The organism is Microbacterium testaceum StLB037 (genome assembly GCF_900104345.1).
GTDB lineage: Bacteria > Actinomycetota > Actinomycetes > Actinomycetales > Microbacteriaceae > Microbacterium > Microbacterium testaceum_A.
Window position 1 is genome coordinate 218,166 of sequence record NZ_FNJN01000005.1, and the last position, 23,882, is coordinate 242,047.

The 23,882-nt window shown below is 72.0% G+C and carries 22 protein-coding genes; 15 read left to right on the plus strand and 7 right to left on the minus strand.

All coding sequences use genetic code 11. The features are described from left to right. Positions 1-49 precede the first annotated feature (49 nt). Both BLS25_RS12410 and BLS25_RS12415 read left to right on the plus strand, forming a co-directional pair. A complete protein-coding gene (locus tag BLS25_RS12410; RefSeq protein ID WP_056225618.1) occupies positions 50-313 on the plus strand; it encodes a type II toxin-antitoxin system Phd/YefM family antitoxin in 264 nt (87 codons plus the stop codon). Next, on the plus strand, positions 310-567 hold the full coding sequence (locus BLS25_RS12415; RefSeq protein ID WP_074696148.1) for a type II toxin-antitoxin system RelE family toxin: 258 nt from the start codon (positions 310-312) through the stop codon (positions 565-567). Before BLS25_RS12410 ends, BLS25_RS12415 begins: the two co-directional genes overlap by 4 nt. Before the next feature lie 6 nt (positions 568-573). Here BLS25_RS12415 and BLS25_RS12420 read toward each other — a convergent pair whose 3' ends face one another. Beyond that, positions 574-1,833 (minus strand): MFS transporter, encoded by a 1,260-nt coding sequence (locus BLS25_RS12420; protein ID WP_074696150.1) that lies wholly within the window; start codon positions 1,831-1,833, stop codon positions 574-576. 379 nt (positions 1,834-2,212) lie between these two features. On the opposite strand from BLS25_RS12420, the gene BLS25_RS12425 reads away from it, so the two are divergent. The 7 genes from BLS25_RS12425 to BLS25_RS12455 all read left to right on the plus strand — a co-directional run bounded on the left by BLS25_RS12425 (position 2,213) and on the right by BLS25_RS12455 (position 10,385). After that, positions 2,213-3,463 carry an amidohydrolase family protein gene (locus BLS25_RS12425; RefSeq protein ID WP_056228177.1) on the plus strand — a complete coding sequence of 417 codons (1,251 nt, stop codon included), beginning with the start codon at positions 2,213-2,215 and terminating at the stop codon, positions 3,461-3,463. A gap of 27 nt (positions 3,464-3,490) precedes the next feature. After that, positions 3,491-4,267: an ABC transporter ATP-binding protein gene (locus tag BLS25_RS12430; protein ID WP_200914124.1), complete on the plus strand. Its 777-nt coding sequence runs from the start codon at positions 3,491-3,493 to the stop codon at positions 4,265-4,267. Beyond that, on the plus strand, positions 4,264-5,154 hold the full coding sequence (locus tag BLS25_RS12435) for an ABC transporter permease (protein ID WP_074696152.1): 891 nt from the start codon (positions 4,264-4,266) through the stop codon (positions 5,152-5,154). The genes BLS25_RS12430 and BLS25_RS12435 overlap by 4 nt, the downstream gene beginning before the upstream one ends. 122 nt (positions 5,155-5,276) lie before the next feature. Beyond that, positions 5,277-6,452, plus strand: a complete 1,176-nt coding sequence (locus tag BLS25_RS12440) for a hypothetical protein (protein ID WP_056225608.1) — start codon at positions 5,277-5,279, stop codon at positions 6,450-6,452. A 234-nt stretch (positions 6,453-6,686) separates the two neighbouring features. Beyond that, entirely contained in the window at positions 6,687-8,018 is a 1,332-nt protein-coding gene (locus BLS25_RS12445; protein ID WP_074696154.1) for an FAD-binding oxidoreductase, read from the plus strand. Further along, positions 8,015-8,794: a creatininase family protein gene (locus BLS25_RS12450; protein ID WP_056225601.1), complete on the plus strand. Its 780-nt coding sequence runs from the start codon at positions 8,015-8,017 to the stop codon at positions 8,792-8,794. The genes BLS25_RS12445 and BLS25_RS12450 overlap by 4 nt, the downstream gene beginning before the upstream one ends. Positions 8,795-9,170: 376 nt before the next feature. Next, positions 9,171-10,385 carry an MFS transporter gene (locus tag BLS25_RS12455; RefSeq protein WP_074696156.1) on the plus strand — a complete coding sequence of 405 codons (1,215 nt, stop codon included), beginning with the start codon at positions 9,171-9,173 and terminating at the stop codon, positions 10,383-10,385. A gap of 15 nt (positions 10,386-10,400) precedes the next feature. Here the strand turns inward: BLS25_RS12455 and BLS25_RS12460 are convergent, their stop codons facing one another. Both BLS25_RS12460 and BLS25_RS12465 read right to left on the minus strand, forming a co-directional pair. Further along, positions 10,401-11,195 carry an alpha/beta fold hydrolase gene (locus tag BLS25_RS12460; RefSeq protein ID WP_074696158.1) on the minus strand — a complete coding sequence of 265 codons (795 nt, stop codon included), beginning with the start codon at positions 11,193-11,195 and terminating at the stop codon, positions 10,401-10,403. Positions 11,196-11,234: 39 nt separating this feature from the next. Then, the gene (locus BLS25_RS12465) at positions 11,235-11,855 is read right to left on the minus strand and encodes a TetR family transcriptional regulator (protein WP_074696160.1); all 621 of its coding nucleotides are present in this window, start codon (positions 11,853-11,855) and stop codon (positions 11,235-11,237) included. A gap of 68 nt (positions 11,856-11,923) precedes the next feature. Here BLS25_RS12465 and BLS25_RS12470 point away from each other — a divergent pair, with 68 nt between their 5' ends. Then, on the plus strand, positions 11,924-12,682 hold the full coding sequence (locus BLS25_RS12470) for an SDR family NAD(P)-dependent oxidoreductase (RefSeq protein WP_074696162.1): 759 nt from the start codon (positions 11,924-11,926) through the stop codon (positions 12,680-12,682). A gap of 212 nt (positions 12,683-12,894) precedes the next feature. Here the strand turns inward: BLS25_RS12470 and BLS25_RS12475 are convergent, their stop codons facing one another. Both BLS25_RS12475 and BLS25_RS12480 read right to left on the minus strand, forming a co-directional pair. Further along, on the minus strand, positions 12,895-14,271 hold the full coding sequence (locus tag BLS25_RS12475) for an amidohydrolase family protein (protein ID WP_074696164.1): 1,377 nt from the start codon (positions 14,269-14,271) through the stop codon (positions 12,895-12,897). A 289-nt stretch (positions 14,272-14,560) separates the two neighbouring features. Then, positions 14,561-15,505 (minus strand): alpha/beta hydrolase, encoded by a 945-nt coding sequence (locus tag BLS25_RS12480; RefSeq protein WP_074696165.1) that lies wholly within the window; start codon positions 15,503-15,505, stop codon positions 14,561-14,563. Between the two features lie 173 nt (positions 15,506-15,678). On the opposite strand from BLS25_RS12480, the gene BLS25_RS12485 reads away from it, so the two are divergent. Beyond that, positions 15,679-16,386 carry an SDR family NAD(P)-dependent oxidoreductase gene (locus BLS25_RS12485; protein WP_056225586.1) on the plus strand — a complete coding sequence of 236 codons (708 nt, stop codon included), beginning with the start codon at positions 15,679-15,681 and terminating at the stop codon, positions 16,384-16,386. 146 nt (positions 16,387-16,532) lie between these two features. Here BLS25_RS12485 and BLS25_RS12490 read toward each other — a convergent pair whose 3' ends face one another. After that, entirely contained in the window at positions 16,533-17,555 is a 1,023-nt protein-coding gene (locus BLS25_RS12490; RefSeq protein ID WP_074696167.1) for a methylenetetrahydrofolate reductase C-terminal domain-containing protein, read from the minus strand. Positions 17,556-17,664: 109 nt separating this feature from the next. Between BLS25_RS12490 and BLS25_RS12495 the strand changes: the two genes are divergently transcribed. Genes BLS25_RS12495 through BLS25_RS12510 form a run of 4 tightly spaced genes read left to right on the plus strand, consistent with a single transcriptional unit; the run spans position 17,665 to position 22,359 of the window. Next, complete coding sequence (locus BLS25_RS12495) at positions 17,665-18,279, plus strand: pyridoxine/pyridoxamine 5'-phosphate oxidase (protein ID WP_074696169.1); 615 nt, start codon at positions 17,665-17,667, stop codon at positions 18,277-18,279. A gap of 3 nt (positions 18,280-18,282) precedes the next feature. Beyond that, positions 18,283-19,116, plus strand: coding sequence for an FAD binding domain-containing protein (locus BLS25_RS12500; protein ID WP_074696171.1), 834 nt, complete (start codon positions 18,283-18,285; stop codon positions 19,114-19,116). Further along, positions 19,113-21,992 carry a molybdopterin-dependent oxidoreductase gene (locus BLS25_RS12505; RefSeq protein WP_074696173.1) on the plus strand — a complete coding sequence of 960 codons (2,880 nt, stop codon included), beginning with the start codon at positions 19,113-19,115 and terminating at the stop codon, positions 21,990-21,992. The genes BLS25_RS12500 and BLS25_RS12505 overlap by 4 nt, the downstream gene beginning before the upstream one ends. A 10-nt stretch (positions 21,993-22,002) precedes the next feature. Then, entirely contained in the window at positions 22,003-22,359 is a 357-nt protein-coding gene (locus BLS25_RS12510; protein WP_143017945.1) for a DUF6188 family protein, read from the plus strand. A 225-nt stretch (positions 22,360-22,584) separates the two neighbouring features. Here BLS25_RS12510 and BLS25_RS12515 read toward each other — a convergent pair whose 3' ends face one another. Then, a complete protein-coding gene (locus BLS25_RS12515; protein ID WP_074696177.1) occupies positions 22,585-23,868 on the minus strand; it encodes an allantoate amidohydrolase in 1,284 nt (427 codons plus the stop codon). Positions 23,869-23,882: the final 14 nt, after the last annotated feature.

Below are 23,882 nucleotides of genomic sequence, written 5' to 3' on the forward strand. Positions count from 1 at the left end.
GAGTGAGTACATTCTGTACAATTTGCACATTCGAGACTATGCTGTCGTCATGAGTCAGATCGCCGTGACAGACGCCCGTGCTCGCCTGTCGGCGATCATCGACGACGCCCGTGACGAGCCGGTCTACCTCACTCGTCACAATCGCCCCGTCGCCGCGATCGTCGACGCGGCTCAGTTGGAGCAACTGCTCGAGGACGCCGAAGAACTGGCCGACATCCGGGCCGTGGACGCCGCGTGGGACGAGACGGACCGGCTCGCCGAGACTCCCGTTCCCTGGGATGAGGTCAAACGCGACCTCGGCCTTCTCTCGTGACGTATCGGATCGACGTCCTCCCCGCCGCTGTCCGCGCAATCCGGAAACTGCCCCCCGAGGCGAAGCGGCGCATCCAGGCCGTCATCGACGTCTTGGCCGAAGAGCCCCGGCCGCCCGCGGCGAAGAGGGTGACCGCGCGGCCGGAATGGCGAGTGCGAACAGGTGACTATCGGGTGCTGTACCGGATCGAAGACGAGGTGCTGACGATCGTGGTCGTCCACGCCGGTCATCGCCGAGACGTTTACGAGAAGTAGCCACCCTCAGCATCCACCCGCCTCGTTCTCGTCGCCTGACGCCCGCCCCGCGGAGGCCGCGACCGGAGGGGCCCAGACGGCGGCGACCACGAGCGGAACGGCGAGCAGCAGCCAGGCCGCGGCCGGAACCGTGGTCCAGCCGAGCAGCGCGCCGACCGCGACGTTGCCGAGGAGCACGGCCACGCCGCCGCACGTCGAGAGCAGACCGAAGAACGATCCGGTCGGCAGCATCTCGGCGAACCGTGGGACGAGTCCCTGCGCCGTGGGATTGGTGGTCAGGTGACCGATGACGACGAGCCCCGCGGCGACGAACACGGCCACCACGCGCCCCGAGGCGTCGAGCGGAACGACGACACTCGCGGCGACCACGACGAATCCGGCGGACGAGAGCCCGTACCCCGCCCGCAGAGCACGGGCCGCGCCCACGCGGTGGCACCAGCGCGACACCGGCAACTGCAGCACGAGCGTGAGCGCCGAGACCCACGCGAACATCGCCGCGACCACCCCCGGGCCCGCGTCGGCACGCGCGAGCTGGAGGGGAAGCGCGAGGTAGAGCTGATTGAAGGCCAGCAGGTCCGCCGCGTGCAGGGCCGAAAAGGCCACGAACCGTCGGTCGCGGAGCGACCACCAACGTCCGTGGATGCCCCGCTCCGCCGCCGCGGGCGTCCGACGCGGCAGAGCGAGGGCGAGGAACACGGCGATCAGCACGAACAGGGCGGCCCCGGCCAGAGCCACCACCACGAACCCCCACCCGAGCAGAGCGGCTCCCAGCAGCGGGCCGAGCACCGCCCCGAACTCACCCGCGACGCTCAGCCACGCGAACAGCGAGGCGCGGGACCTCACACCCGCGGGGGCGCGGCGCTGCTCGGCATCCGCCACGAGGATGTTGACCCCCGGCGAGAAGAGGGCGCCGCCGAGACCCGTGAGCACGGTCCCCCCGATGAAGAGGGCGAGCTGCGGGGCCGGCGCGAGCAGTGACAGGGCGAGCGTGGCGAAGCCGAGCACGCGCACGGCACACCCGGCGAGGATCGTCCGCCGCGCACCGAAGCGGTCGGCGAGCACCCCGCCGACCAGGAACATGCCCTGCTGCGCGAAGGTGCGCACCCCCAGGATCAGCCCGATCGCGGCGGCGGTCAGCCCGAAGTCATCGGTGAGCACGAGCGCGAGGAACGGGACGACGGCGAAGAAGCCCACGTTGAACAGCAGCTGGGTTCCCAGCAGCGCCGGCGTGCGGGCGGCACGGGGCGGGGCGGGAATGACAGGCACGGCGATCTCCGGGGGTGGGGGCGGTGACCGCCCGGACGATCCTGCCACTTCCGCGGGCGAGCTCACCAACGCGGGGCGGCGGACGTGGTCGCGGTGCGGGCGGCGGCGGCGACGAGAACAGGCTGATCGAGCGAAAACAGCCTGTCGTCGTGGCATCCCCTGTTCTCGTCGCACCCGACACGACGGATGCCGCAGCCTGTCCGACAACTTTGTCGAGAGGGTCACGCGGGGGAAATACAGCGGAAACGCGCGGTTCCTAGCATCGGAACATCGCCGGATGTTGGTCACACCAACACTGACGCCGCCGCCTCGAGCGGCTCGCCCCGCTGCTGTGGCTCCCGTCTCGACGCCTGTCTTCTCGACTCCTCCGGAGGCCCTCGTGTCTGCCGCTCCACCCGTCTCGATCGCCGCACTGCGCGGCGTGCGCCTGGCCTCGGGCGCCCTCGTCGACATCGCGATCGACGGCGACGAGGTGCTCGCCGTGGTGCCGGCCGGCAGCCCCCTCCCCGAGACCGACGGAGACATCCTCGACCTCGACGGGTACGTCGTCACGGCCGCGGGAGCGGAACCGCACGCGCACCTCGACAAATCCCAGTCCTGGGATGCCATCGACCCCCCGTTCGGCGACCTCGAGCGCGCCATCGAGAGCTGGCACGCCTTCGCCCTGACCCTCGACGAGGACGACACCCTCGAGCGGGCGCGCGCCACGGCATCGCGGATGCTGGCATCGGGCATCACCGCGATTCGGACGCACGTCGATCTGCTGCGCGGAGAAGACGCGCTGACCGGCGTGCGCGCCCTCGTCCGCTTGCGCGCCGAGCTCGACGGGATCATGGACCTCGAACTCGTCGCCCTCGGCGGACCGACCGTAGCCGACGAGGTCTTCGACGCCGCGCTGGACGCGGGAGTCGACCTGGTGGGCGGAGCTCCGCACCTCGCCGAGGACCCGATCGCCGACCTCGAACGACTCATCGCCCTGGCTCGCCGCCGCGACGTCGGGCTCGACCTGCACACCGACGAGAGCCTCGCCGGAGCCGACACCCTCGCCGCCTACGCGAGCGCGGTCACCGGGTGGCATCGCCCTCGCACCGCGGGGCACTGCGTGCGCCTGAGCATGATGCCCGCGACCGACCTCGAACCCCTCGCGGCCGCCGTCAGAGCCGCCGACATCGGCATCATCGCCCTCCCCATCACGAACCTCTACCTCCAGGGCTGGGGCGCCGACCACGCCACCCCTCGCGGTATCGCTCCGATCCGCCGCCTCAAAGACGCGGGAGTGCGCGTCGCGGCCGGCGCCGACAACGTGCGCGACCCGTTCAACCCCGTCGGACGGTGCGACCACCTCGAGACCGCCTCCCTGCTGGTCAGCGCCGGTCACCTCGCCCCCGCGGACGCCCTCGACGCCGTGACCGTCGGCGCCCGAGACGTGATGAACCTCCCCTTCGCCGGACCCGTCGCCGGCGCCCGTGCCGACCTCGTCGCGGTGAAGGCCGACTCGCTCGGCGACACCGTGGCCTTCGCCAGCGCCGACCGCGTGGTGCTGCACCGGGGTCGGCTCGTGAGCCGCACCACCGTATCGACCCGAACCGCCGTCCCCACCCCGACCGCCGCGCCCGCGACGGCCTCCTGACCACCCGAACGGAAAGCGAGCGCCCCCGTGACCTTGGCCTCTCCCGCTCCCGCAGACGTCGCGGCATCAACCGCCCCGCTGCTGGACTTCCGCAACGTCGCCATGACGTTCCCCAACGGCACCACCGCCCTCTCCGGCGTCGACCTCACCGTCCAGCGCGGCGAGTTCGTCAGCGTCGTCGGCCCCTCCGGCTGCGGCAAGTCGACCCTGCTGCGCATCGCCTCCGGCCTCGAGACGGCGAGCGAAGGCACCGCCACCGTCGCCACCGACCGCATCGGCTACGTCTTCCAGGACGCGACCCTGCTGCCGTGGCGCGATGTGCGCTCCAACGTCGAGCTGCTCGCCGAGCTCAACTGGCAGCCCAAGCGCGTCCGCGCGCCGAAAGCGCAGTGGGCGATCGACCTCGTCGGCCTCAACGGCTTCGAGAAGCACCTGCCCAAGCAGATGTCGGGCGGCATGAAGATGCGCACCTCGCTCGCCCGCTCCCTGACGCTCGACCCCGAACTGTTCCTCTTCGACGAGCCGTTCGGCGCGCTCGACGAGATCACCCGCGAACGCCTGAACGACGAACTGCTGAAGATCTTCGTCGCGCAGAAGTTCGGGGGGCTGTTCATCACCCACTCGGTCTCTGAGGCCGTCTACCTCTCCACCAAGGTCGTCGTGATGTCGGGCCGCCCCGGTCACCTCGTCGACACCTTCGAGGTCCCCTTCGACATGCCCCGCGATCCCGAGATCCGCTACACCGGCGAATTCGCGAAGCTCGTCGGCGAGGTCTCCCACGCCCTCCGGGAAGGACACTCATGAGCACCACCTCCGCAGAGCCCGTCGTCTCCGACACGGCCGAGTCCTCGGCATCCGTTCCCCCCGTCGAGCCGCCCCGCCCCCGCGTGGCGAAGACCCGACGCGGGTTCGGGGCCCGGGCAGCGCTCCTGGGCCCGCCCCTCGGCGTCCTCGTCGTGCTGCTGGGCATCTGGTACGCGATCTCGCTCACCCTGAGCGCCTCGGGCAAGGGCTTCCTCATGCCCATGCCGCACGAGATGTTCACCTCGGGCTTCTTCGACCCGCAGGTGAGCAGCGACATCTGGGTCGCCCTGTTCCGCACCACGGGTGTCGCCCTCGCCGGCCTCGGCATCGCGATGATCATCGGCATCGGATGGGCCATCGCGATGTCGCTGGCCCGGTGGGTCGAGCGCTCCACGTACGCCTACGCGGTGGTGCTCCAGTGCATCCCGATCCTCGCGCTCGTGCCCCTGGTGGGCTTCTGGTTCGGCTACGAATTCCTCGCCCGCGTGATCGTCTGCGTCCTGATCGCCCTGTTCCCGATGGTCTCGAACACGCTCTTCGGTCTGCAGTCGGTCGACAAGTCGCAGCGCGAACTCTTCCGCCTGCAGAAGGCCGACAAGTGGACGGTGCTCACCAAGCTCACCCTGCCGGCCGCGCTCCCCTCGATCTTCGTCGGCATGCGCACCTCCGCGGGACTGTCGGTCATCGGCGCGATCGTCGGCGACTACTTCTTCCGTCGCGGCGAGCCGGGCATCGGCTCGCTCATCGCCAACTACCAGTCGCGCCTGCAGAGCGCCGAACTGTTCGCGGCGATCCTGGCCGCCTGCCTGCTGGGAGTTGCGATCTTCGCCTTCTTCGGCTGGTTGTCGAAGGTGGCCGTCGGTCGCTGGTACGACAGCACCCTCTGACCAGACCCTCCGACCTCCGGATGCCACGCCCTCCGCTCGCGCCACAGCGCGGGTGGCGGCATCCGGCGTACCCGAAACACCCCGCACCCGAGAGCTCCACCCGTCACAGAAAGCGAACCAGCATGCAGCGCTCCACCCTTCTTCGCGGCACCGCCGTCACCGGCGCCGTCGCGATCGCCCTCACGCTCAGCTCCTGCGCCGGCAGCGCCGCGGAGACCGCTCCCTCGACCGACCTGAAGATCGGCTCCGTCGACCTCTCGGCCGACTGCCCCTCGACGGTCGTCATCCAGACCGACTGGAACCCCGAGGCCGAACACGGTCACCTCTACGAGATGATCAAGGACGACTACACGATCGACGCCAACACCAAGGCGGTCACCGGGCCGCTGATGTCGGACGGCGAGTACACGGGCGTGAACCTCGAGATCCGCGCGGGCGGCCCCGCGATCGGCTTCCAGACGGTCTCGGCGCAGATGTACCAGGACGACAAGATCACCCTCGGCTACGTCAGCACCGACGAGGCGATCCAGCTCTCGGGAACCACGCCCACCAAGGCCGTCTTCGCCCCGCTGGACATCAGCCCGACCATGGTCATGTGGGACCCGGCGACCTACCCCGACGTCAAGACCATCCAGGACGTCAAGCCCGCCCTCGAGAAGAACAAGGGCGTGTGGCGCTACTTCGACGGCTCGGCCTACATCGAGTACCTCAAGAGCTCCGGCCTCGCGTCGTCGGACGTGCTCGACGGTTCGTACGACGGCACCCCGTCGAACTTCGTCGCCGCCGGCGGCAAGGACATGCAGCAGGGCTTCGCCTCGGCCGAGCCGTACGTCTACCAGAACGAGGTCTCGGCCTGGGGCAAGCCGGTGAAGTTCGCCCTCATCCACGACTCCGGATGGCAGACCTACCAGTCGTCGGTGTCGGTCAAGGCGGACAAGTTCGACGAGCTCTCGCCGTGCCTGTCGAAGCTGGTCCCCGTGCTGCAGAAGGCCGGCGTCGCGTACTACAAGGACCCGAAGGCCGCGAACGACCTGATCCTCAAGCTCGTCGACGAGTACGCCACCGGCTGGACCTACACGCAGGGCGTGGCGGACTACTCCGACAAGACGCAGGTCGACCTGGGCCTGGTCGGCAACGGCCCCGACTCGACCTACGGCAACTTCGACGACAGCCGCTTCTCGGACTTCTTCACCAAGGCGAGCAAGGTCTACACCGACCTGGGCACCCCGCCCGCGTCGGGCTACACCCCGGCCGACCTCTACACGAACGAGTTCATCGACAAGAGCATCTCGTTCTGACCGACCGGCCCGGTCCGCCTCGTGCGGGCCGGGCCGCTGGGGGCGGTCCGGCCGCACCCGCGCACCGAAACCCGGTCACCGCTCCGTCGCGTACACAACGCAGGAGATCCGCTGCCCCGCGCCGACTGACACGCGAAATCGGGCCAGTCGGTCGGAGAACTCCTGCGTTGTGCACCGCTGCTCGGCGCCCCCAGCGGCACCCACCCCCGCCCGTTCCACCCGGAGACACACCCCATGAGCGACACCGCCACCCGCGTCCTCTCCCTCGAGGACGAACTGCTCGACCTGCTCGGCCCCGCCGCCGTCAGCACCGAACCGCGCGTGCGCGAACGCGCCAGCGTCGACGGCTCGCCGATGTCGCCGATCATCGCCGCGAAGCTCCCGCTGGGCCTGGCCGACCTCGTCGTCTTCGCCGCGGATGCCGAGCAGATCGCCACGGCCATCGCAGCGGCATCCCGTCACGGTGTTCCGATCACGGTGCGCGGCAAGGGCACCGGCAACTACGGACAGGGCATTCCGATGCAGGGCGGCCTCGTCATCGACACCACGCGGGCCAAGGCGATCGTCGAGGTCGGCGACGGCTTCATCACCGCCGAGGCCGGCACCCCGATGGTCATGCTCGAGCAGGCCGCGTGGGCGAGCGGCCAGGCGCTGTGGATGTATCCCTCGACCGCGCAGTCGACGATCGGCGGCTTCCTCTCCGGCGGATCCGGAGGCACCGGATCGATCGAGCACGGCTCGAACGACCGCGGTTTCGTCGCCGCCCTCGACGTCGTGCACGCCGACGGCAGCGACGAGATCCACCACGTCGAGGGCGACGAGGCCCAGAAGTACGTGCACAACTACGGCACCGCGGGCGTCATCGTCCGCGCCACGGTCCGCCTCGAGCCGCTGCGCGAGTGGCGCGGCCTCTGGGCGAGCTTCCCCGACTTCGCCGGGACCCTCTCCGTCGTGCAGACGATCGGCAACCTCACCCCCACCCCGCGCCTGGTTTCGGGCGACGGCGTCGAGATCTCGGCGGCCCTTCCCGCCGACGAGGCGATCCCCGAGGGGCGCTCGAGCCTGCGCGCGATCATCGACGCCTCGCTCATCGACGAGGTCACCGCCATCATCGAGGGTGCCGGAGGTCGCGTCGAAGCGGTGCGCGAGGGCCCGCAGGCGAGCATCCGCCTGTCGATGCTGAGCTACAACCACCCGATCGAGTGGTACCAGAAGAGCCAGCCGCACGAGGTGTTCCACCTCGAGGTCGCGGGCGCCCCGCTGGCCGACGACGTCGAAGCCGTCGAGTCGGTGTTCGCGGGGGGCAAGCTCCACATCGAGTCGACGAAGGCCTTCCCGATCGGCATGCTCGCCGCTCCGTACGTGAGCGAAGAGGACGTGTACCGCGGCATCGCCGAGCTCAACGCGATCGGTGTCGGCGTGCACAACCCGCACCAGTGGAACGTCGACTTCAACGTCGAGCAGACCGCCGAGACCGCCGCCGTCACCGACCCGAACGGCCTGTTGAACCCCGGAAAGCTCAACCCCGACTACAACGGAGCGCGCAAGGGAGCGATCATCTCATGACCCGTCTGCTGGCCGAACTGAGCGGCCCCGCGGCCGCCGAGGCCCTCACCGAGAAGTCGATCGTCGTGCTGCCCACCGGCGCGATCGAGCACCATGGACCCCACCTCCCCTTGGCGACGGATGCCATCGTCGCCGAGGCCTCCGCAACGGCCGCCGTCGCGCGGGCCGCCGCGCAGGGCCTCGACGTGTGGCAGCTGCCGACCCTGTCGATCACGAAGTCCGACGAGCACTCGTGGGCGCCGGGCACCCTGTGGCTGACCCCCGAGACGATGATGCAGACGATCGTCGACATCGGCCGGTCGCTCTTGACCACCCGGGCCCGCACCCTCGTGTTCCTCAACGGCCACGGCGGAAACGTCGCGCTGCTCAACGTCGCCAACCGCGAGCTGCGGCGCCGCTTCGGGCTGCGCACGTTCTTCATGCCCGCGGCCCGCGTGCCCTCGTTCGACGGCACCGACGGCGGACCCGATGAGCACGGCACCGGCATCCACGCCGGCCACGGCGAGACGAGCATGATCATGCACCTGCGCCCCGAACTCGTGGACGCCTCGAAATTCGAGGCCACGGTCCCGGCGCACATCGGCGACTTCCGCCACATCGGCTTCAACGGCAAACCCGTGACCTTCGGGTGGCTCTCGAACGACTTCGGCCCCACCGGCGTGCTCGGCGACCCGACCGGAGCGAACGCCGCGCACGGCGCGCAGCTGTTCGAGGACAGCGTGTCGTTCGTCGTCGAAGCGCTCGAGGAGATCAGCCGATTCGACTACACCGCGTGACCGCGACGTCGGCTGCGGCGGCACCGCGGCCCGGCCCGTCCGCGCCTCGCGCTGGCGCCCGCGCATGCCGTCTGCGGGCACAACGCAGGAGAGGGGCAGCTGCGGCGCGACCGATCCCCAGGACTCGGCGGATTGGCGGCGTCACGGGGCGCAATCTCCTGCATTGTGTCGCGCTGCGGGTCGGAGGCTGCAGAGCGGGTGCGGGCGCTCCGGCCGGGGCTGCGGACCGGAACCCGCCTCGCGCCGCGGCCTCCGGCCGGACACGACGCAGGACGTCCGCCGAAGCGGCGCACGCAGGGCAGCGATCCGCGCGGACGCGCGCCGGCGGCCCGGCCGATCTCCTGCGTTGTGTCCGAGGTCCACGGGAGGGAGGCGCGTGAGCGTCGCCGCCGAGACGGGCCAGGGCGTCCGCGCCTACGGACAGGTGCTGCGTCTGCCCGGGGCTCGCAGCTTCGTCGCCGCCGGCATCCTCGCGCGCTTCCCCCGGGCGACGCTGTCGCTCGGCATCATCCTGCTCGTGTCGGCCGCGACCGGCAGCTTCGCCTCGGCCGGGCTCGTCGTCGCTCCCCTCGTCGGCGGCATGGCGATCGCGGCACCCCTGTGGTCATCGCGCATGGACCGCCACGGCCAGGCCCGCGTGATCCTGGTGTCGCTCGCATGCCTCGTGCTCGCGGCATCCGGGTTGCTCGCCCTCGTGCTCACGGGTGCACCGTTCTGGACGTGGCTCGTGGCCGCGTTCGTCACGGGGGCGGCGACCCCGGACCTCACCTCCGCCGTCCGCGCGCGGTGGACCGTGCTGGCACCGCCGGCTCAGCGCACCCCCGCTCTGGCGCTCGAGACGATCGCCGACCAGATGGTGTTCATCTCGGGGCCGCCCGCCATCACCGCGGTGGCCGCCGCCCTCGACCCCGCGGTGGCAGTCCTCGGCTCGCTCGGGCTCGGAGTGATCGGCGGCGTGTGGCTCGCATCGCAGCGCGCGACGCAGCCCGCACCGACACCGCGCGGGCCGCGCCGAGGGCTCGTCCTGCCGCCCGCCGGGGTGATCCCCATCGCGGTGGCCTGCATCGCCTTCGGCGGAGTCTTCGGCGCCTTCGACGTGAGCCTCGTCGGCTGGGCCGAGCTGAGCGAGCGGCCGTGGCTCGCGGGGCCGGCGTTCAGTGCCTTGGCCGTGGCCATCGCGATCGGGTCGGTGGTCACCGGAGCGCGGACGTGGAAACTCTCCCCCGCCGCGCGATACATCCTCTTTGCCGCGCTCGCCTGCGCGGTCGCCCTCGCCCTGCCGTTCGCGCAGGGATCCGCTCCCGCGCTGTTCGGGGTGATCCTCATCCTCGGGCTCGCGCTGTCGCCGGTGATGGTGTCGGGAATCCTCGTGGCATCCGGCCGCGCGCCCGAGGGCCGCGTGACCGAAACCCTCGCCTACCCGACCGCGGCAATGTCGCTCGGCGTGCCGATCGGAGGGGTGATCGCCGGAGCCGCCCTGGATTCGACGGGCCCCGCGGCCGCTCTCGTCACGATCGCCGTCTCGCTGGCGTGCGCAGCGGCGATCGCCGCGGTCGGCGAAGCGCTGCTGCGGATCGCGCAGCGTCGCTGACGTCTCGCGCGTCGGTCAACGGGAGAGCGCGGCACCCAGGTGGCGCAGCACCGAGACGTGGCCGTCGTCGGCGTGCAGGTCGAGCGTCGCGTGCGGGAGGGCGGCCTCGAGCATCCGAGCGTGAGCGGGAGGGATGACGCGATCGCGCTCGCCCTGGACGAGCAGAACGGATGCCGCGACCTCGGCGAGCGCGAACCCCCAGGGCCGGGTGAACGCGAGGTCGTCGTCGATGACGCCCTCGGGTCCGTCGGCTCCGGCCGCGCCGGCGTCGGCTCCGAGAGACGCCCACTCGCCCTCGAGCGCCGCGAAGTCGGCATCCGTGAACTGCTCCGGATCGAACTCGTCGGTCTCGGCGAAGCGGCGACGTGCGGCTTCGCCGTCGACGGCCGATCGCAGCCCACCCGGCGCCTGCATGCCGGTGAACCACGCGTCATCGCCGGTGAACGGCGCGGGGCTCGCGAAGGTCACGACGCCGCGGACCAGCTTCGGCATCGCCGCCGCGCACGCTATGGCGTGAGGCCCGCCACCGGACGCGCCGACCGAGACGACGGATGCCACGCCGAGGGCGTCGAGCGCCGGAACGAGCCCCGCGGCGACGTCGGCGACGGTGCGGCCGGGCTGTCGCGGTGACCCGGCGTAGGCGGGGCGGGCGACGGAGACGACGGCGAGACCGTGGGCGTCGGCCGCCCGCTTCACCGGCGGCAGGATCGCCCCGGTCTGGGGTGACCCGTGGTGCCACAACAGCACGTCGCGCCCCGCGACCTCGGCGACGGAGGTGTGGACATCGAGCCCCGCGATGCGTCTGCGCATGCCCTCACGCTGTCACGGAGTCCCGTCGCGCGCGAGGGCTTACGCCGGCTCTCCGAAGCCGTCCTGTCCGCTGTCGTCGAACGACACGAGGGCGAACGCGCGTCGGACGACGGCCACCGGGGATTCGTCGCCTCCGTGGAACGCCCACCAGAAGAGGGCGGCGTTCGAGGCTCCGGCCAGGGCGTGGGCGCGAACGGCCGTCTGCAGGGCGTCACTCGGCGAGGCATCGCGCTGGGCGGCGAACCGCACCACAGCGTCGGTCATCGTTCCGATCGTCGAGGCACCGTCGGCGGCGAGCGCCGGGTTCGCCTGGATGACGTGCAATCGGCGACGGGTGACCTCGAGCAGCTCCTCCGGAATGTCCACGGCGGCGGCGTAGGCGGTGCGGATGACATCCCACAGGTCGTCGTCCGGGGCGCTGCCCGCGAGGGACGCCCGGAATCGGTCGGCCGACTCATCGAGACCGCCCCAGACGAGCGCGGCTTTGCTGGGGAACAGCCGGAACAGCGATCGTCGGCTCACCTCGGCCGCCGCCGCCACGTCGTCCATCGACACGGATTCGAACCCGCGCTCGTCGAAGAGCCGCAGGGCGATGAGCGAGACCCGATCGGGATCGATCGAGCGAGGGCGGCCCGTGGGACGGTCGTTCGCGGAGTTCATAGACACCTTTCGGCACTGAGTGCTAAAACTGTATCGACGCGGCGGGCGCCGCGCGTGAGGGAGGAATCATGACCGACACGAGCATCGACCGATTCGCCGGCAAGACCATCATCGTCACGGGCGCGGGATCCGGCATCGGGCGCGCCACGGCCGCGCGGATCGCGCGCGAGGGCGGACGGGTGATCGCCACCGACGTCGCCGCCGAACGCCTCGACGAGGTGCGCGCGGAACTCGCGGACTTCTCGATCGAGACGGTCGTCGGAGACGTGTCGCAGGCCGAGACGATCGAGCGCATCATGCAGGCCGCCGGAGACCGGATCGACGGGCTCGCCAACGTCGCCGGCATCATGGACGCCTTCCTCCCGCCGAGCGAGGTCGACGACGCCACCTGGGACCGCGTGCTCACCGTCAACCTCACCGCTCCGATGCGTCTGACCCGCGCCGTCCTGCCCGTGATGATCGCCGCGGGGGCGGGATCGATCGTCAACGTCGCCTCCGAGGCGGCACTGCGCGGATCCGCCGCGGGAGCCGCGTACACCTCGTCGAAGCACGGGATCGCAGGCTTCACGAAGAGCGTCGCGTTCTTCCACGGGCCGCAGGGCATCCGCGCGAACGCCGTCGCCCCGGGCGCCGTGGCCACCAACATCGAGGCCCCGATGCGCAGCGACTACGCGGCCGGGCGGATCGGGCCGATCATGCAGGTCGTCATTCCCCCCGTGGCCCAGCCCGAGCAGCTCGCCGCAGCCCTCACCTGGCTGCTCAGCGACGACTCCGCCAACGTCAACGGTGCGCTTCTGCCGAGCGACGGCGGGTGGTCGGCGGTCTGACTCCCCCGGGCCGGTTCGGCCCGGGCGCCAAAGCCACATACCGGCGGGCGCCCGCGAGCCGCCGAGCGTCCAAGAAACCCGGACGGCCGCGGCATCCCGTCCGGGTGTTTCGGACACTCGAAAGGGTAGGGGCCAAGGCAGGTTGAGCGTCCGGAACACGCCACCCCGGCGCGCGGGACGCGGAGTGGACGCTCAGCAGGAAAGACGCGGGGTCAGAGAATGACGCCGAACTCCTCGGCCAGCGCCGGGAGCTCCTCGTGCAGCACGCGCGAGGCCTCGACCGCGAGCGGGTTGGTCGAGACGCCCCGGTCGTTGACGAGCTCTCCGCCGACGTAGACCTGCTGCAGGTTGCGCGGGCCGCAGGCGAGGACGTAGCTGCGCACGGGGTTCCACAGCGGTCCGATGTCGGGCGTGCGCGGGTCGACGACCACGAAGTCGGCGAACTTGCCCACCTCGAGGCTGCCGACGCGGTCGTCGACGCCCATGATCTCGGCCCCGCCGAGGGTGTGCAGGCGCAGCACGCGCTCGGGCATCATCGACAGCGGGTCGTGGGTGCGGGCGCGCTGCATGAACATGCCCATGCGCATGTTCTGCCACGGGTCGGCGACGTCGGTGCAGGCCTGGTCGTCGAGGCCCATGCCGACCTTCATGCCCTGCTCGAGCATCTCGGGTACGTGGGCGATGCCCGACGCCAGACGCCCGTTCGACGCGGGCTGCCACGACATGGATGCGCCGCCGGCGGCGGCATCCGCGATGATCTCGGGCGTCGTCTGGATGAAGTGGCCGAACATCATGCCCGGACGCAGTGCTCCGGCGTTCTTGTACAGCTGGAACTTCGTCTGCTGGTGCTCGATCGCCTCGTACGTCTCGAGGAAGTGCGCCTGGTTGGTCACGCCGAAGCGGTCCATGACGGCGACCTCGATCTCGGCGGCATCCGGACGCGTCGACCACTGCACCTGGCCCATGATCGAGGCCCCGAGGGCGATGTCGGGATCCATCGCGAGCACGTGATCGAGGGAGGCCTCGAAGCGCGCGAAGATCTCTTCGTCGGTGCCGACGGTGGCATCCAGGGCGATCGAGTCGACGAAACGGAGCCCCGCGTCATGGCATCCGTCGGCCTGTCGGGTGTGCCAGGCGTGATCGCGGAGCTGCCCGCCGCCGTCGGCGCGCTTGCCCTCGACCATCGGCTCCCAGGGCAGCAGCGGGTCGGTGAAGTTGTACGCCGTCGTCACGCCGTTGGCGAGGAAGTCGAGCGAGCCGTGCAGCGTCGCCCAGTAGATCTGGTCGGGCGAGGCGTTGTTGAGCACGCTGAACATCGATGTGCACCAGCCGTAGAGCGTCTGGTCGACGCCGAGTCCGCGCGAGCCGCTCGTGAACAGGTGACTGTGCGACGAGACGAAGCCGGGGGCGACGAACTTGCCGTCGACGTCGAGGATCTCGTCAGCCGTCATCCCCGGAGCCGGGTCTCCCGCACCGATAGCCGCGATGCGACCGTCGCGGACGAGCATGTATCCGCGCTCGATGTAGCCGGGGTCGTCGGTGCCCGCGGGGACCGTGATGAGACGTGCGTTCGTGACCAGGAGCGACATGTTGATGACGGTAACAATGGCGTGTTTCCGCGGTGTTCCGGGCGTGGGGCGGGTTGTTTGCGGGGCGGCGGGGGCGTACCCATGTCCCGAAAATGGTCACCTGCACGGGTCGCAGGCCGCACAAAGTGGGACATGATCCCGCCGAAAGTGGGACGAGGTCAGCTACCGCCCGCCACCACCACCGCCACCGCCCGCTACCCGGCCATGTCCCAAAAGTGGCTGCCTGGACGCCCCTCAGACCGCACGAAGTGGGACATGACCCCACCGAAAGGGGGACGAGGTCAGGCCCTCACGCGAACGCCGCGCGCACCGCCGGCGCGATCTGCGCGAGCACCTCGTCGCGCGCGGGCGTCGAGGGGAAGACCAGGAAGAGGTGCGGCACGCCCTCGCGCCGCACGAAGGTCGTCGGAACGTCCGAGGCCGTGAGGCGATCGGCGTACTCCTCCGCTTCGTCCGACAGCGGATCCACCGCCGCGGCGACGATCACGGCGGGGGCCGACCCGGCCACCTCGGGGGCGCGCAGGGGCGCCGCCTCGACGGGCACGGCGCCCGCGGCATCCGGAACGTAGAGCCCCCAGTACCACTCCATTCCGCGCGCGGTCAGCGGCAGATCGTCGGTGTGCGCGCGATAGCTGGGGCGTGACGGATCGGGGGCGTCGAGCACCGGGCAGAGCAGAACCTGACACCGGATGCCGGGAGCCCGACCGTCCCGCGCGCGCAGCGCGAGCGCGGCGGCGAGGTTGCCGCCCGCGCTGTGCCCGGCGACACCGAGCAGCGACGGGTCGATGAGTCCGTCGGCACCCGACGCGGCGAAGCGCAGCGCGCGGTCGAGGTCGTCGAGACCCGCCGGGAAGGGGTGCTCGGGCGCGAGGCGGTAGTCGACGCTGAGCACCTGGGTACCGGTGGCGAGAGCGAGGGCACGGCACAGGGCGTCGTTGTTGTCGAGGTTCCCGGCGACCCACCCGCCGCCGTGGGCGAACACGAGGGTCCCCCGGTGCCCGGCGCGCGGGCGGTAGAGACGCAGGCCCCGGCCCGCGGCATCCAGGTCGATCGACTCGAGGGTCTCGTCGTCGGGCATCCGCACCCACGAGGGGTTCGCGCGCAGCTCGGCGATCCGCGCGGTGTCGTCGCCCTCGGCATCCGTCGCCCCCGAGGGGATCGTGCCGGCCCGCGCCGCGAGTCTTTCGAGGTGCGCGCGCACGGCGGGGTCGGTGATGGCGGGGTGAACGGGCACGTCTCTCCTGAGGCTTCGGGCGGGCGATGAGCCGAGCGTACGACCCCGGATGCCGACGACCCGGCGCGACCGCAGAAGCGTTACGCCTCGGAAACACGGGCGTCTCCGGGGGGTGCACCCGCCGGGCGTACGGTGCCGCCGAGGGCGACCCGACGCCCCGCGGAAGGAGCCTCATGTCTCAGCGCGTGATCGTCACGGGCGGGTCCGGCGGCATCGGCGCCGCCATCGTCGAGCGGTTCGTCTCGGACGGCGCCCGGGTCGCGGTGCTCGATCGTCGTGCTCCCGCCGGGGATACGGCATCCCTCTTCTTCTCCGTCGACCTGCGCGACCCCCTCGACACGCGCCGCGCGGTCGGAGAGGCGATCGAGGCACTCGGGGGCGTCGACGTGCTCGTGAATTGCGCGGGGGTGTTCCAGCACGTGTCGCTGCTCGACATCTCGGTCGACGACTGGGATCTCGTGCTCGACATCAACGCGCGCGCGACGCTCGTGACGATGCAGGCTGTCGCCCCGGTCATGCTCGAGGCGCGCGCGGGCTCGATCGTCAACATCGCCAGCATGGCCGCCAAGCAGGGCGGTGGCGGCGAGGGGCACTACGCCGCGTCGAAGGCCGCTGTCGTCGCGCTCACGCGCGCGGGAGCGCAAGAGTGGGGATGCCACGGTGTCCGCGTCAACGCCGTGTGCCCCGGGTACGTGCTCACCGACATGGGCGCCGACACCCGATCCGAGGACGATGTGCGCACGTGGAGCGCGAAGTCGCCGCTCGGGCGACTGGGCGCGCCGGAGGACGTGGCGGGGGTGACACACTTCCTCGCGTCGCCCGCGGGCGGATACCTGACCGGTCAGGCGATCAACGTCACCGGCGGGATGATCATGCACTGAGGCGCGCACGGTGATCCGCCCAGGGTGCGCGAAACTCCTGAGAACCGTCGGCGGCGCCGGCTCGGCCCGCGGGGACTCGGCGTGCCGAGGCACCCGAGCGGCGAAATCTCAGGAGTTCGGCCCGCCCGAGGCCCACGACCGGGCCGTCACCGCAGCCGCCGCGCCACCTCGACGAGCGCCTCGGCGTACGAGTCCTCGGCGCCGTCGCGCCCGCCCGAGAGGTTGACGCCGACGACCCCGGGCAGCGCGAGCATCTCCTCGGCGAGAGCGACGGCGAGGGCGATCCCCTCGGCCCGTGGGTCTCGGGCGCCGCGCACGCGCTCGAGGAACCCCTCGGGCAGCACCAGCGCGGTGAACGACTCCAGCAGGTCGGCCGAGGCGTGGTCGACGACGACGGGGACGCACGGGATGAACCGGAGGCCGCCTCCCACGTCCTCGACGAAACGCCGGACGGGCTCCGCACCCCCGGCGTGGTTCACGAAGCAGACGTCGGCCCCGGCCCGCACCTTTTCGCGCAGGCGCGCGGCGCGGCGGTCGACCGGCGGCGCCGCGGGTGAGGCGGCGACCGAGACGACGTGGCCGGCGGCGCGGGCGAGAGCGGCGGCCTCGGTCGAGTCCAGGTCGAAGACGGGCGCGGCGTCGGGGCGGTGACCGGTGCGCGTGTGGTCACCGGTGACGCAGTGCACGCCCGCCACCCCCTCGACAGCGAGAGCGGCGAGCTCCCCCTCGATCGCGACACGGTTGCGGTCGCGCATGTTCAGGCCGGTCCACACGCGCAGCCCGCGCCGCTGCAGCAGGTGTGCGCGGTACGCGGGAGGGAATTGGACCCGCGCGCTTCCCGCGTCGCCGGCGAGGACGGCATCCACTTCTCCGGCGAGGATCTCCGCGCACGCGTCGATCGACGAGACGCTGAGGGCGCGTGCGGGCAGATCCGCCACCACCCAGGGCCGGGTGTCGAGGGCCGCGAGCGTCTGCGTTGCCGCGGCCGTCCGCGGCGACGGCCCCGGAACCACCGCACGGTCGACCCCCGTCCACGGCACGGTCGGTCGGTGCAGGAACGCGCAGCGGTGCGTCGCATCGATCTCGCACGACCCGTCGAAGCCGACCCCGCCGCAGGGCCCGTACTCCATCCGTTTGGGGCAGGCGTCGATCAGCGGCAGCGAGGTCATGGCCGGAGTGTAGGAAGCGCGTGTTTCGGCGAATGTTCATGGCGGCAACATCGCCGAAACGCGCCGTCCCTACGCTCGGCCCTACCCGCTGCAGCCCCCGGAGGTGGCCATGATCACGGCCGGCACCACGTTCGGTTCCGACGTCGCCGACATCGACGTGCTCGTCGACGACCCGCTCGCGCTGATGCAACGGTGGCTCCCTCCCCACGACGGCGAACTGCGGCCCCTCGCGGCCCTGTCGACCATCGGGCTGGACGGCATCCCCTCGCTCCGTCACGTGCTCATCAGCGACAGGGATGCCGCGGGCCTCACGTTCCACACCGATTCGGCCAGCGCGAAGGTCGCCGAGATCGCCGCGAACCCGGTCGCCGCGATGGCGGTGGCGTGGCCCGAGATCGGTCGACAGCTCGTCGTGCGCGGGATCGTCGAGCGGGTCGGCGCGGCGGAGGCCGCCGCGGTGTACCGCCAGCGGTCCCGGTACCTGCAGATGCTCGCGTGGATCAACACGCACGAGAACGCCCACCTGCCCGTCGAGGCGCGGCACCATCTCTGGGCGGAGTTCGGCGACGCCCACCCCGAGCTGGAACCGCCGGAGCGGTGGGCGGGGTTCCGCCTGCGCCCCCTCACCCTGACGTTCTGGCGCGGCGACCCGATCGGGCAGAGCACGCGCCAGCACTACACGCTCGCCGACGGCCGCTGGTCGGGCCGGATCCTGGCGGGCTGAGTCGTGGACATCACCACCGTCACCTCGTACCGCGCCGCGCGGACGCGCTCCGACCTGGCGCTCGCGCCCGGCGAGGTCGTCATCGCCGGCGGCACCTGGATCATGAGCGAGCCGCAGCCCGGCACCACCGGCTTCGTCGACCTGATCACGCTCGGGTGGCCCGACCTCGAGATCACCGACGAGGGCCTGCGGATCGGCGCCACCTGCACGATCGCCCGCCTGCTCGCGTGGGTCGAGACCGAGGCTCCGTCCGCGTGGACCTCGCTCGCTCTCGCCCGCCCCTCGGCGGATGCCCTGCTCGCGTCGTTCAAGATCTGGAACACCGCCACCGTCGGCGGCAACGTCTGCCAGGCCTTCGCGGCCGGCGCGATGATCGCCCTACTGTCGACCCTCGATGCCACGGCCCTCGTGTGGACGCCCGACGGCGGCGAACGGCGCATCGCGGTCGCCGAGCTCGTCGTCGACAACGCCGCGACCTCCCTGGCGCCCGGCGAGGTCGTGCGCGCCCTCGACATTCCCGCGCGGGCCCTGGAGGCGCGGGTCGGGCTGCAGAAGATCGCCCTGGCCGAACTCGGCCGCTCCGGCGCCGTGGTCACGGCCCGGGTCGACCCCGACGGCACCGCGGTGTTCGTCGTGACGGCCGCGGTGCGTCGGCCCCGCGTGCTGCGCTTTCCGCACGTGCCGGGGGCGGGAGAGCTGCGGGATGCCGTGGCCGCCGCCAGCGACTTCTACACGGACCCGCTCGGAAGCGCCGACTGGCGTGTGGGTGTGAGCGTCGTGCTCGCAGAGCGCCTGCGGGCGCGCTTCGTGCGGGAAATGCAGGACGGCGCGGCGTGAGGTTCGAGGTCAACGGAACCGCCGTCGAGGCCGACCCGCGCCCCGGTCAGAGTGCGCGCACGCTGCTGCGCGAGGCGGGCCACGTCGAGGTGAAGAAGGGGTGCGACGCGGGCGACTGCGGCGCGTGCTCGGTGCTGCTCGACGGCACGCCGACGCACTCGTGCATCATCCCCGCGATGCGGCTCGAGGGCCGCGCGATCACAACCGCGGCCGGCCTTGCCCCGGGCGACGAGCTCCACCCCGTGCAGGAAGCCCTCGCGACCGGCTTCGGCTTCCAGTGCGGGTTCTGCACGCCCGGCATGAGCGTGACGGCCTCGACCCTGACCCCGGACGACCTGGGCGACCTCGACCGGCGCATGAAGGGAAACCTCTGCCGGTGCACGGGGTACCGTCCGATCCGCGAGGCGATCCGGGCGTCGGTGCGGGGGCCCGTGCGTGAGACCGGTTCGGCAGCGCCGGCCGCGGCCCCCGCCGGCTGCGGCGGTGCCTGCGCGGGGCACGACACACCTCCTGCAGATCCGTCCCTCACGGCTGCCTCGACGCCCGCGCCCGCCGATCTGCAGGAGGTGTGCACGCCGACCGGCGCAGCGGCATCCGTCACCGGCCGCGTCGGCACCTCGGTCATCCCCGAGGCGGCCCGCCGCATCGTCCAGGGGCGCGAACCGTTCACCTTCGACGAACCCGTGCCCGGCGGCCCGCCGCTCATCCTGCGGGTCGTGACGTCGCCGCACGCCCACGCCCGGGTGGTCTCGATCGACACGACGGCCGCGCGGGCAGTCCCGGGCGTCGTGGCCGTGTTCACCCACGACGACGTGCCCGACCTGCGCTATTCGACCGGCCGCCACGAGCACCGCACCGACGACCCCGACGACACGCGCATGCTGGACGACGTCGTGCGTCACGTCGGTCAGCGGGTCGCCGCGGTCGTCGCCGAGACGGCCGAGGCGGCGGATGCCGGATGCCGTGCCGTGCAGGTCGAGTACGACGTGCTGCCCGCGGTGTTCGATCCCGAAGAGGCGCGCCGGCACGGAGCCCCGCTGCTGCACCCCGACCGCACGCCCGACGAACGCGTGATGGACGCCGGCCGCAACGTCGTGGCGGGCTTCCACGTCGGCCACGGCGGCGATATCGACGCGGCCCTCGCCGCGAGCCACACCACGGTGACGGGCGAGTGGCGCTCGTCGCGCGTGACCCACGCGGCGCTCGAGACGCACGGCGCCGTCGGCTGGATCGACGACGGCGGTCGCCTCGTGATCCGCTCGTCGACGCAGGTGCCCTTCCTCGTGCGAAACGAACTCGCGCACGTGTTCGACCTGGAGCGCGATCGCGTGCGCGTGTACGCGGCCCGCGTGGGCGGCGGCTTCGGCGGCAAGCAGGAGCTCTTCACCGAAGACCTCACCGCGCTCGCGGTGCTGCGCCTCGGTCGTCCCGTCGCCTACGAGTTCTCGCGCACCGACCAGTTCGTCCGGGCGTCCCTGCGGCATCCGATGCGCGTCCGCACGACACTGGGGGCGGATGCCGACGGCACCCTCACCGCGATGAAGCTCGACGTGTTGAGCGACACCGGCGCCTACGGCAACCACGCGATCGGCGTGCTGTTCCACTCGTGCGCCGAGTCGACGACCCTCTACCGTGTGCCGACGAAGTGGATCGACGCCGAGGCGGTCTATACGAACAACCCGCCCTCTGGGGCGTTCCGCGGCTACGGGCTCGGGCAGGTGGTCTTCGCCGTCGAGTCGGCGATGGACGCCCTCGCTCAGGAACTCGACATCGACCCCTTCGACCTGCGCCGCATCAACGCCGTGCGCGAGGGCGATTCCCTGCACCCCGACAACGGCGAGGAGCCCCACGAGGAAGACCTGATCTGGGGCAGCTACGGCCTCGACCAGTGCCTCGACCTCGCGCAGGACGCGCTGCGGCGCGGCAACGGGGTGACGGCGCCCGAGGGCTGGGTGGTCGGCGAAGGGATGGCCGCGGCCATGATCGCGACCATGGCCCCGCGCGGACACATCGCCCACACCAGCGCGACTCTGCGCCCCGACGGCACGTACCTGCTGCGCGTCGGCACCGCCGAGTTCGGCAACGGCACCGCGACCGTGCACCGCCAGATCGCGGCGACGGTCCTCGACGCCACCCCCGACCGTCTCGAGCTGTGGGCCGCCGACACCGACGCGGTGCGCCACGACACCGGTGCGTTCGCCTCCGCGGGGACGGTCGTCGCCGGCAAGGCGCTGTACGGCGCCTGCCTCTCGCTGAAGCGCCGGATGATCGCCATCGCCGCCGAGCTGTCGGGGGCGGACGCCGCGGAGGCCGAGGTCACGGCATCCGGAATCTCGTTCGCGGGCGAGACCGTGACGTGGGCGCGCATCGTCGAGGCCGGGGGCGCCGACGGCCTCACCGCCGACGGGGCGGAGTTCGGCGAGGTCCGCTCGCTCGCGTTCAACGTGCACGCGGTGCGCGTGGCCGTCGACCCCGAGACGGGGACGGTGAAGGTGCTGCAGTCGATCCAGTCGGCGGATGCCGGAGTCGTGATCAACCCGGCGCAGTGCCGCGGCCAGATCGAGGGCGGCGCCGCGCAGGCGCTCGGCGGAGCGCTGTACGAAGAGGTGTACCTCGAGGATGGCGTCGTGCAGAACCCGGTGTTCCGCACGTACCGCGTGCCGCAGTTCGCCGACGTGCCCGACACCGAGGTGTACTTCGCCGCGACCGACGACACCCTCGGCCCGTTCGGCGCCAAGTCGATGAGCGAGTCGCCGTACAACCCGGTGGGCGCGGCGATCGGCAACGCCGTCTCGCGCGCCCTCGGCTGCCGCGGGTACGAGCTGCCGTTCTCGCGCGACCGCGTGTGGAGGCTCGCCGGCGGGGGTGCCGCGTAGGCTGACCGCCGTGTACGGGATCACCGCGGGCGAGACGTTCGGCTTCTTCGAGGGACGGCGCCTGGATGCCGTGACCTACGGCCGCTACAAGGTGTCGCTGTTCTTCGACGAGGGCGTGGGTCTCGACGTCGAGGGGGTGCTCGCCGTGACCGTCACGGGAGGCGACGAGAGATCGGCCGAAGATGCCCGCGACCTCGCCGCGCCGCTCCTCGACCTGCTCTCGCTGACCGTGACGGCGGTGCGAGTCGACGCGCCCTCGAGCCTCGCGCTGGAGTTCGAGAACGGGACGGTCGTCCGCGCGATCGACGACCTCGGCCCGTACGAGTGCTTCGACGTGCACCACGGCGGGCACATCTGGATCATGTGAGGCACGGCCCGGGCGGCGCCGGTTCGCCGCTGTCACGGTCGCGGTTCAGGCGGTGCGGCAGTCCCTGACCGTTCGTGGCCCCGGGGCCACGAAGCTCGCCCCGGGTCCACGTCCGACGCCCCACCTCCGACCGCGCCCGCGCGCACCGCGCCCCGGGGCCACGACCGGCGCCCCGAAACGCCGCGCACCGGGCGGCGGCGTCAGCGTCAGCTCCGCGCCCGCGCCTCAGCGCGGCTCGGCGCCCAGGTGCAGCACGGCCTCGGCCAGGGCGCGGATGCCCGCGGCCACATCCGCCCCGGCCACGGCCTCGGCGGGGTGGTGGCTGATGCCGTCCGGGTTGCGCAGGAACAGCATGCCCACGTCGGTGATCGCACCGATCGCCATGGCGTCGTGACCGGCGCGGCTGAAGAGGGTGGGGGCGTCGCCGCCGATGCCCGCGCGGACGACGTCCTGCAGCAGCGGAGCGCAGAACACGGCGGGCGCGCTGTGCACCTCGCGGGCGCGCCAGCGCAGGTTCCGGCGCCCCATGATCGCGTCGAGTTCGCGCGAGATCTCCCTCCACACGTGGTCACGCGTGGCGTCGAACTCTCCGCGCAGGTCGAGCGAGAGGTGCGCCTCGCCGGGCACGACGTTGACCGCGCCGGGGAAGGCCTCGAGCTGGCCGACGGTGCCCACGATGTGGTGCTCGCCACGGCAGATGCGCTCGACCGCCAGCGCCGCCTCGCTCGCGCCGAGCAGGGCGTCGCGCCGCATGTCGTAGGGCGTGCCGCCCGCGTGCCGCGCCTCACCCTCGACGACGAGCTGGAACCGCCGCGCCGACGCGATCGACGACACCGCGGCGAGAGCCTGTCCGCTGCGGTGCAGCTCGGGCCCTTGCTCGATGTGCGCCTCGAGGTACGCCACGAGCTGGTCGGGCCGGCGGGCGGCCTCGCCCACGCGGCCCGGGTCGAGCCCGAAGTCGCGGAAGGCTTCGCGCAGGGTGAGCCCGTCGGCATCCGTCAGATCCCACCACGCGGGATCCCACTGACCGGCCACGGCCGACGAGCCCAGCAGGGCCTTGCCGAACCGCGTGCCCTCCTCGTCGCTGAAGGCGATGACCTCGAGGGCGAAGGGGAAGGGGCTGGATGCCGTGCCCTCATCGTCGACGCGGCGCAGCAGCCGCACGACCTCGAGCGCCATCAGCACCCCGACGATGCCGTCGAAGCGTCCCGCGTCGGGCACCGTGTCGAGGTGCGAGCCGAGCAGCAGGGCGGGAGCATCGGGCATCCCGGCCGGAGCGAGGCGGCCGACCTGGTTGCCCGCGGCGTCCTGCCGGGTGGTCATGCCGAGCTCGCGCATCCATTCGGCCGCCAGGCGGTTCACCCGCGCGTGCTCGGGGGAGAGGTAGACGCGGGTGATCGAGCCGGGCGTCGAGGTGACGCGCGCGAGCTCTTCGCAGCGTCCCATGACGCGGCGCGCCGCCGAGGCGATGCGCTCCTGCGAGACCTGGAGGCGGGCGGATGCCGTCACGCGCGGGCCCCGCG

What these genes read in the sequence shown, in the direction of transcription:
- BLS25_RS12470 (WP_074696162.1), top strand. Translation starts at nt 11,924, where the DNA reads ATGACCGACACGAGCATCGACCGATTCGCCGGCAAGACCATCATCGTC.
- BLS25_RS12460 (WP_074696158.1), bottom strand. Translation starts at nt 11,195, where the DNA reads ATGCGCAGACGCATCGCGGGGCTCGATGTCCACACCTCCGTCGCCGAG.
- BLS25_RS12475 (WP_074696164.1), bottom strand. Translation starts at nt 14,271, where the DNA reads ATGTCGCTCCTGGTCACGAACGCACGTCTCATCACGGTCCCCGCGGGC.
- BLS25_RS12445 (WP_074696154.1), top strand. Translation starts at nt 6,687, where the DNA reads ATGAGCGACACCGCCACCCGCGTCCTCTCCCTCGAGGACGAACTGCTC.
- BLS25_RS12490 (WP_074696167.1), bottom strand. Translation starts at nt 17,555, where the DNA reads ATGACCTCGCTGCCGCTGATCGACGCCTGCCCCAAACGGATGGAGTAC.
- BLS25_RS12435 (WP_074696152.1), top strand. Translation starts at nt 4,264, where the DNA reads ATGAGCACCACCTCCGCAGAGCCCGTCGTCTCCGACACGGCCGAGTCC.
- BLS25_RS12485 (WP_056225586.1), top strand. Translation starts at nt 15,679, where the DNA reads ATGTCTCAGCGCGTGATCGTCACGGGCGGGTCCGGCGGCATCGGCGCC.
- BLS25_RS12410 (WP_056225618.1), top strand. Translation starts at nt 50, where the DNA reads ATGAGTCAGATCGCCGTGACAGACGCCCGTGCTCGCCTGTCGGCGATC.
- BLS25_RS12450 (WP_056225601.1), top strand. Translation starts at nt 8,015, where the DNA reads ATGACCCGTCTGCTGGCCGAACTGAGCGGCCCCGCGGCCGCCGAGGCC.
- BLS25_RS12465 (WP_074696160.1), bottom strand. Translation starts at nt 11,855, where the DNA reads ATGAACTCCGCGAACGACCGTCCCACGGGCCGCCCTCGCTCGATCGAT.
- BLS25_RS12495 (WP_074696169.1), top strand. Translation starts at nt 17,665, where the DNA reads ATGATCACGGCCGGCACCACGTTCGGTTCCGACGTCGCCGACATCGAC.
- BLS25_RS12440 (WP_056225608.1), top strand. Translation starts at nt 5,277, where the DNA reads ATGCAGCGCTCCACCCTTCTTCGCGGCACCGCCGTCACCGGCGCCGTC.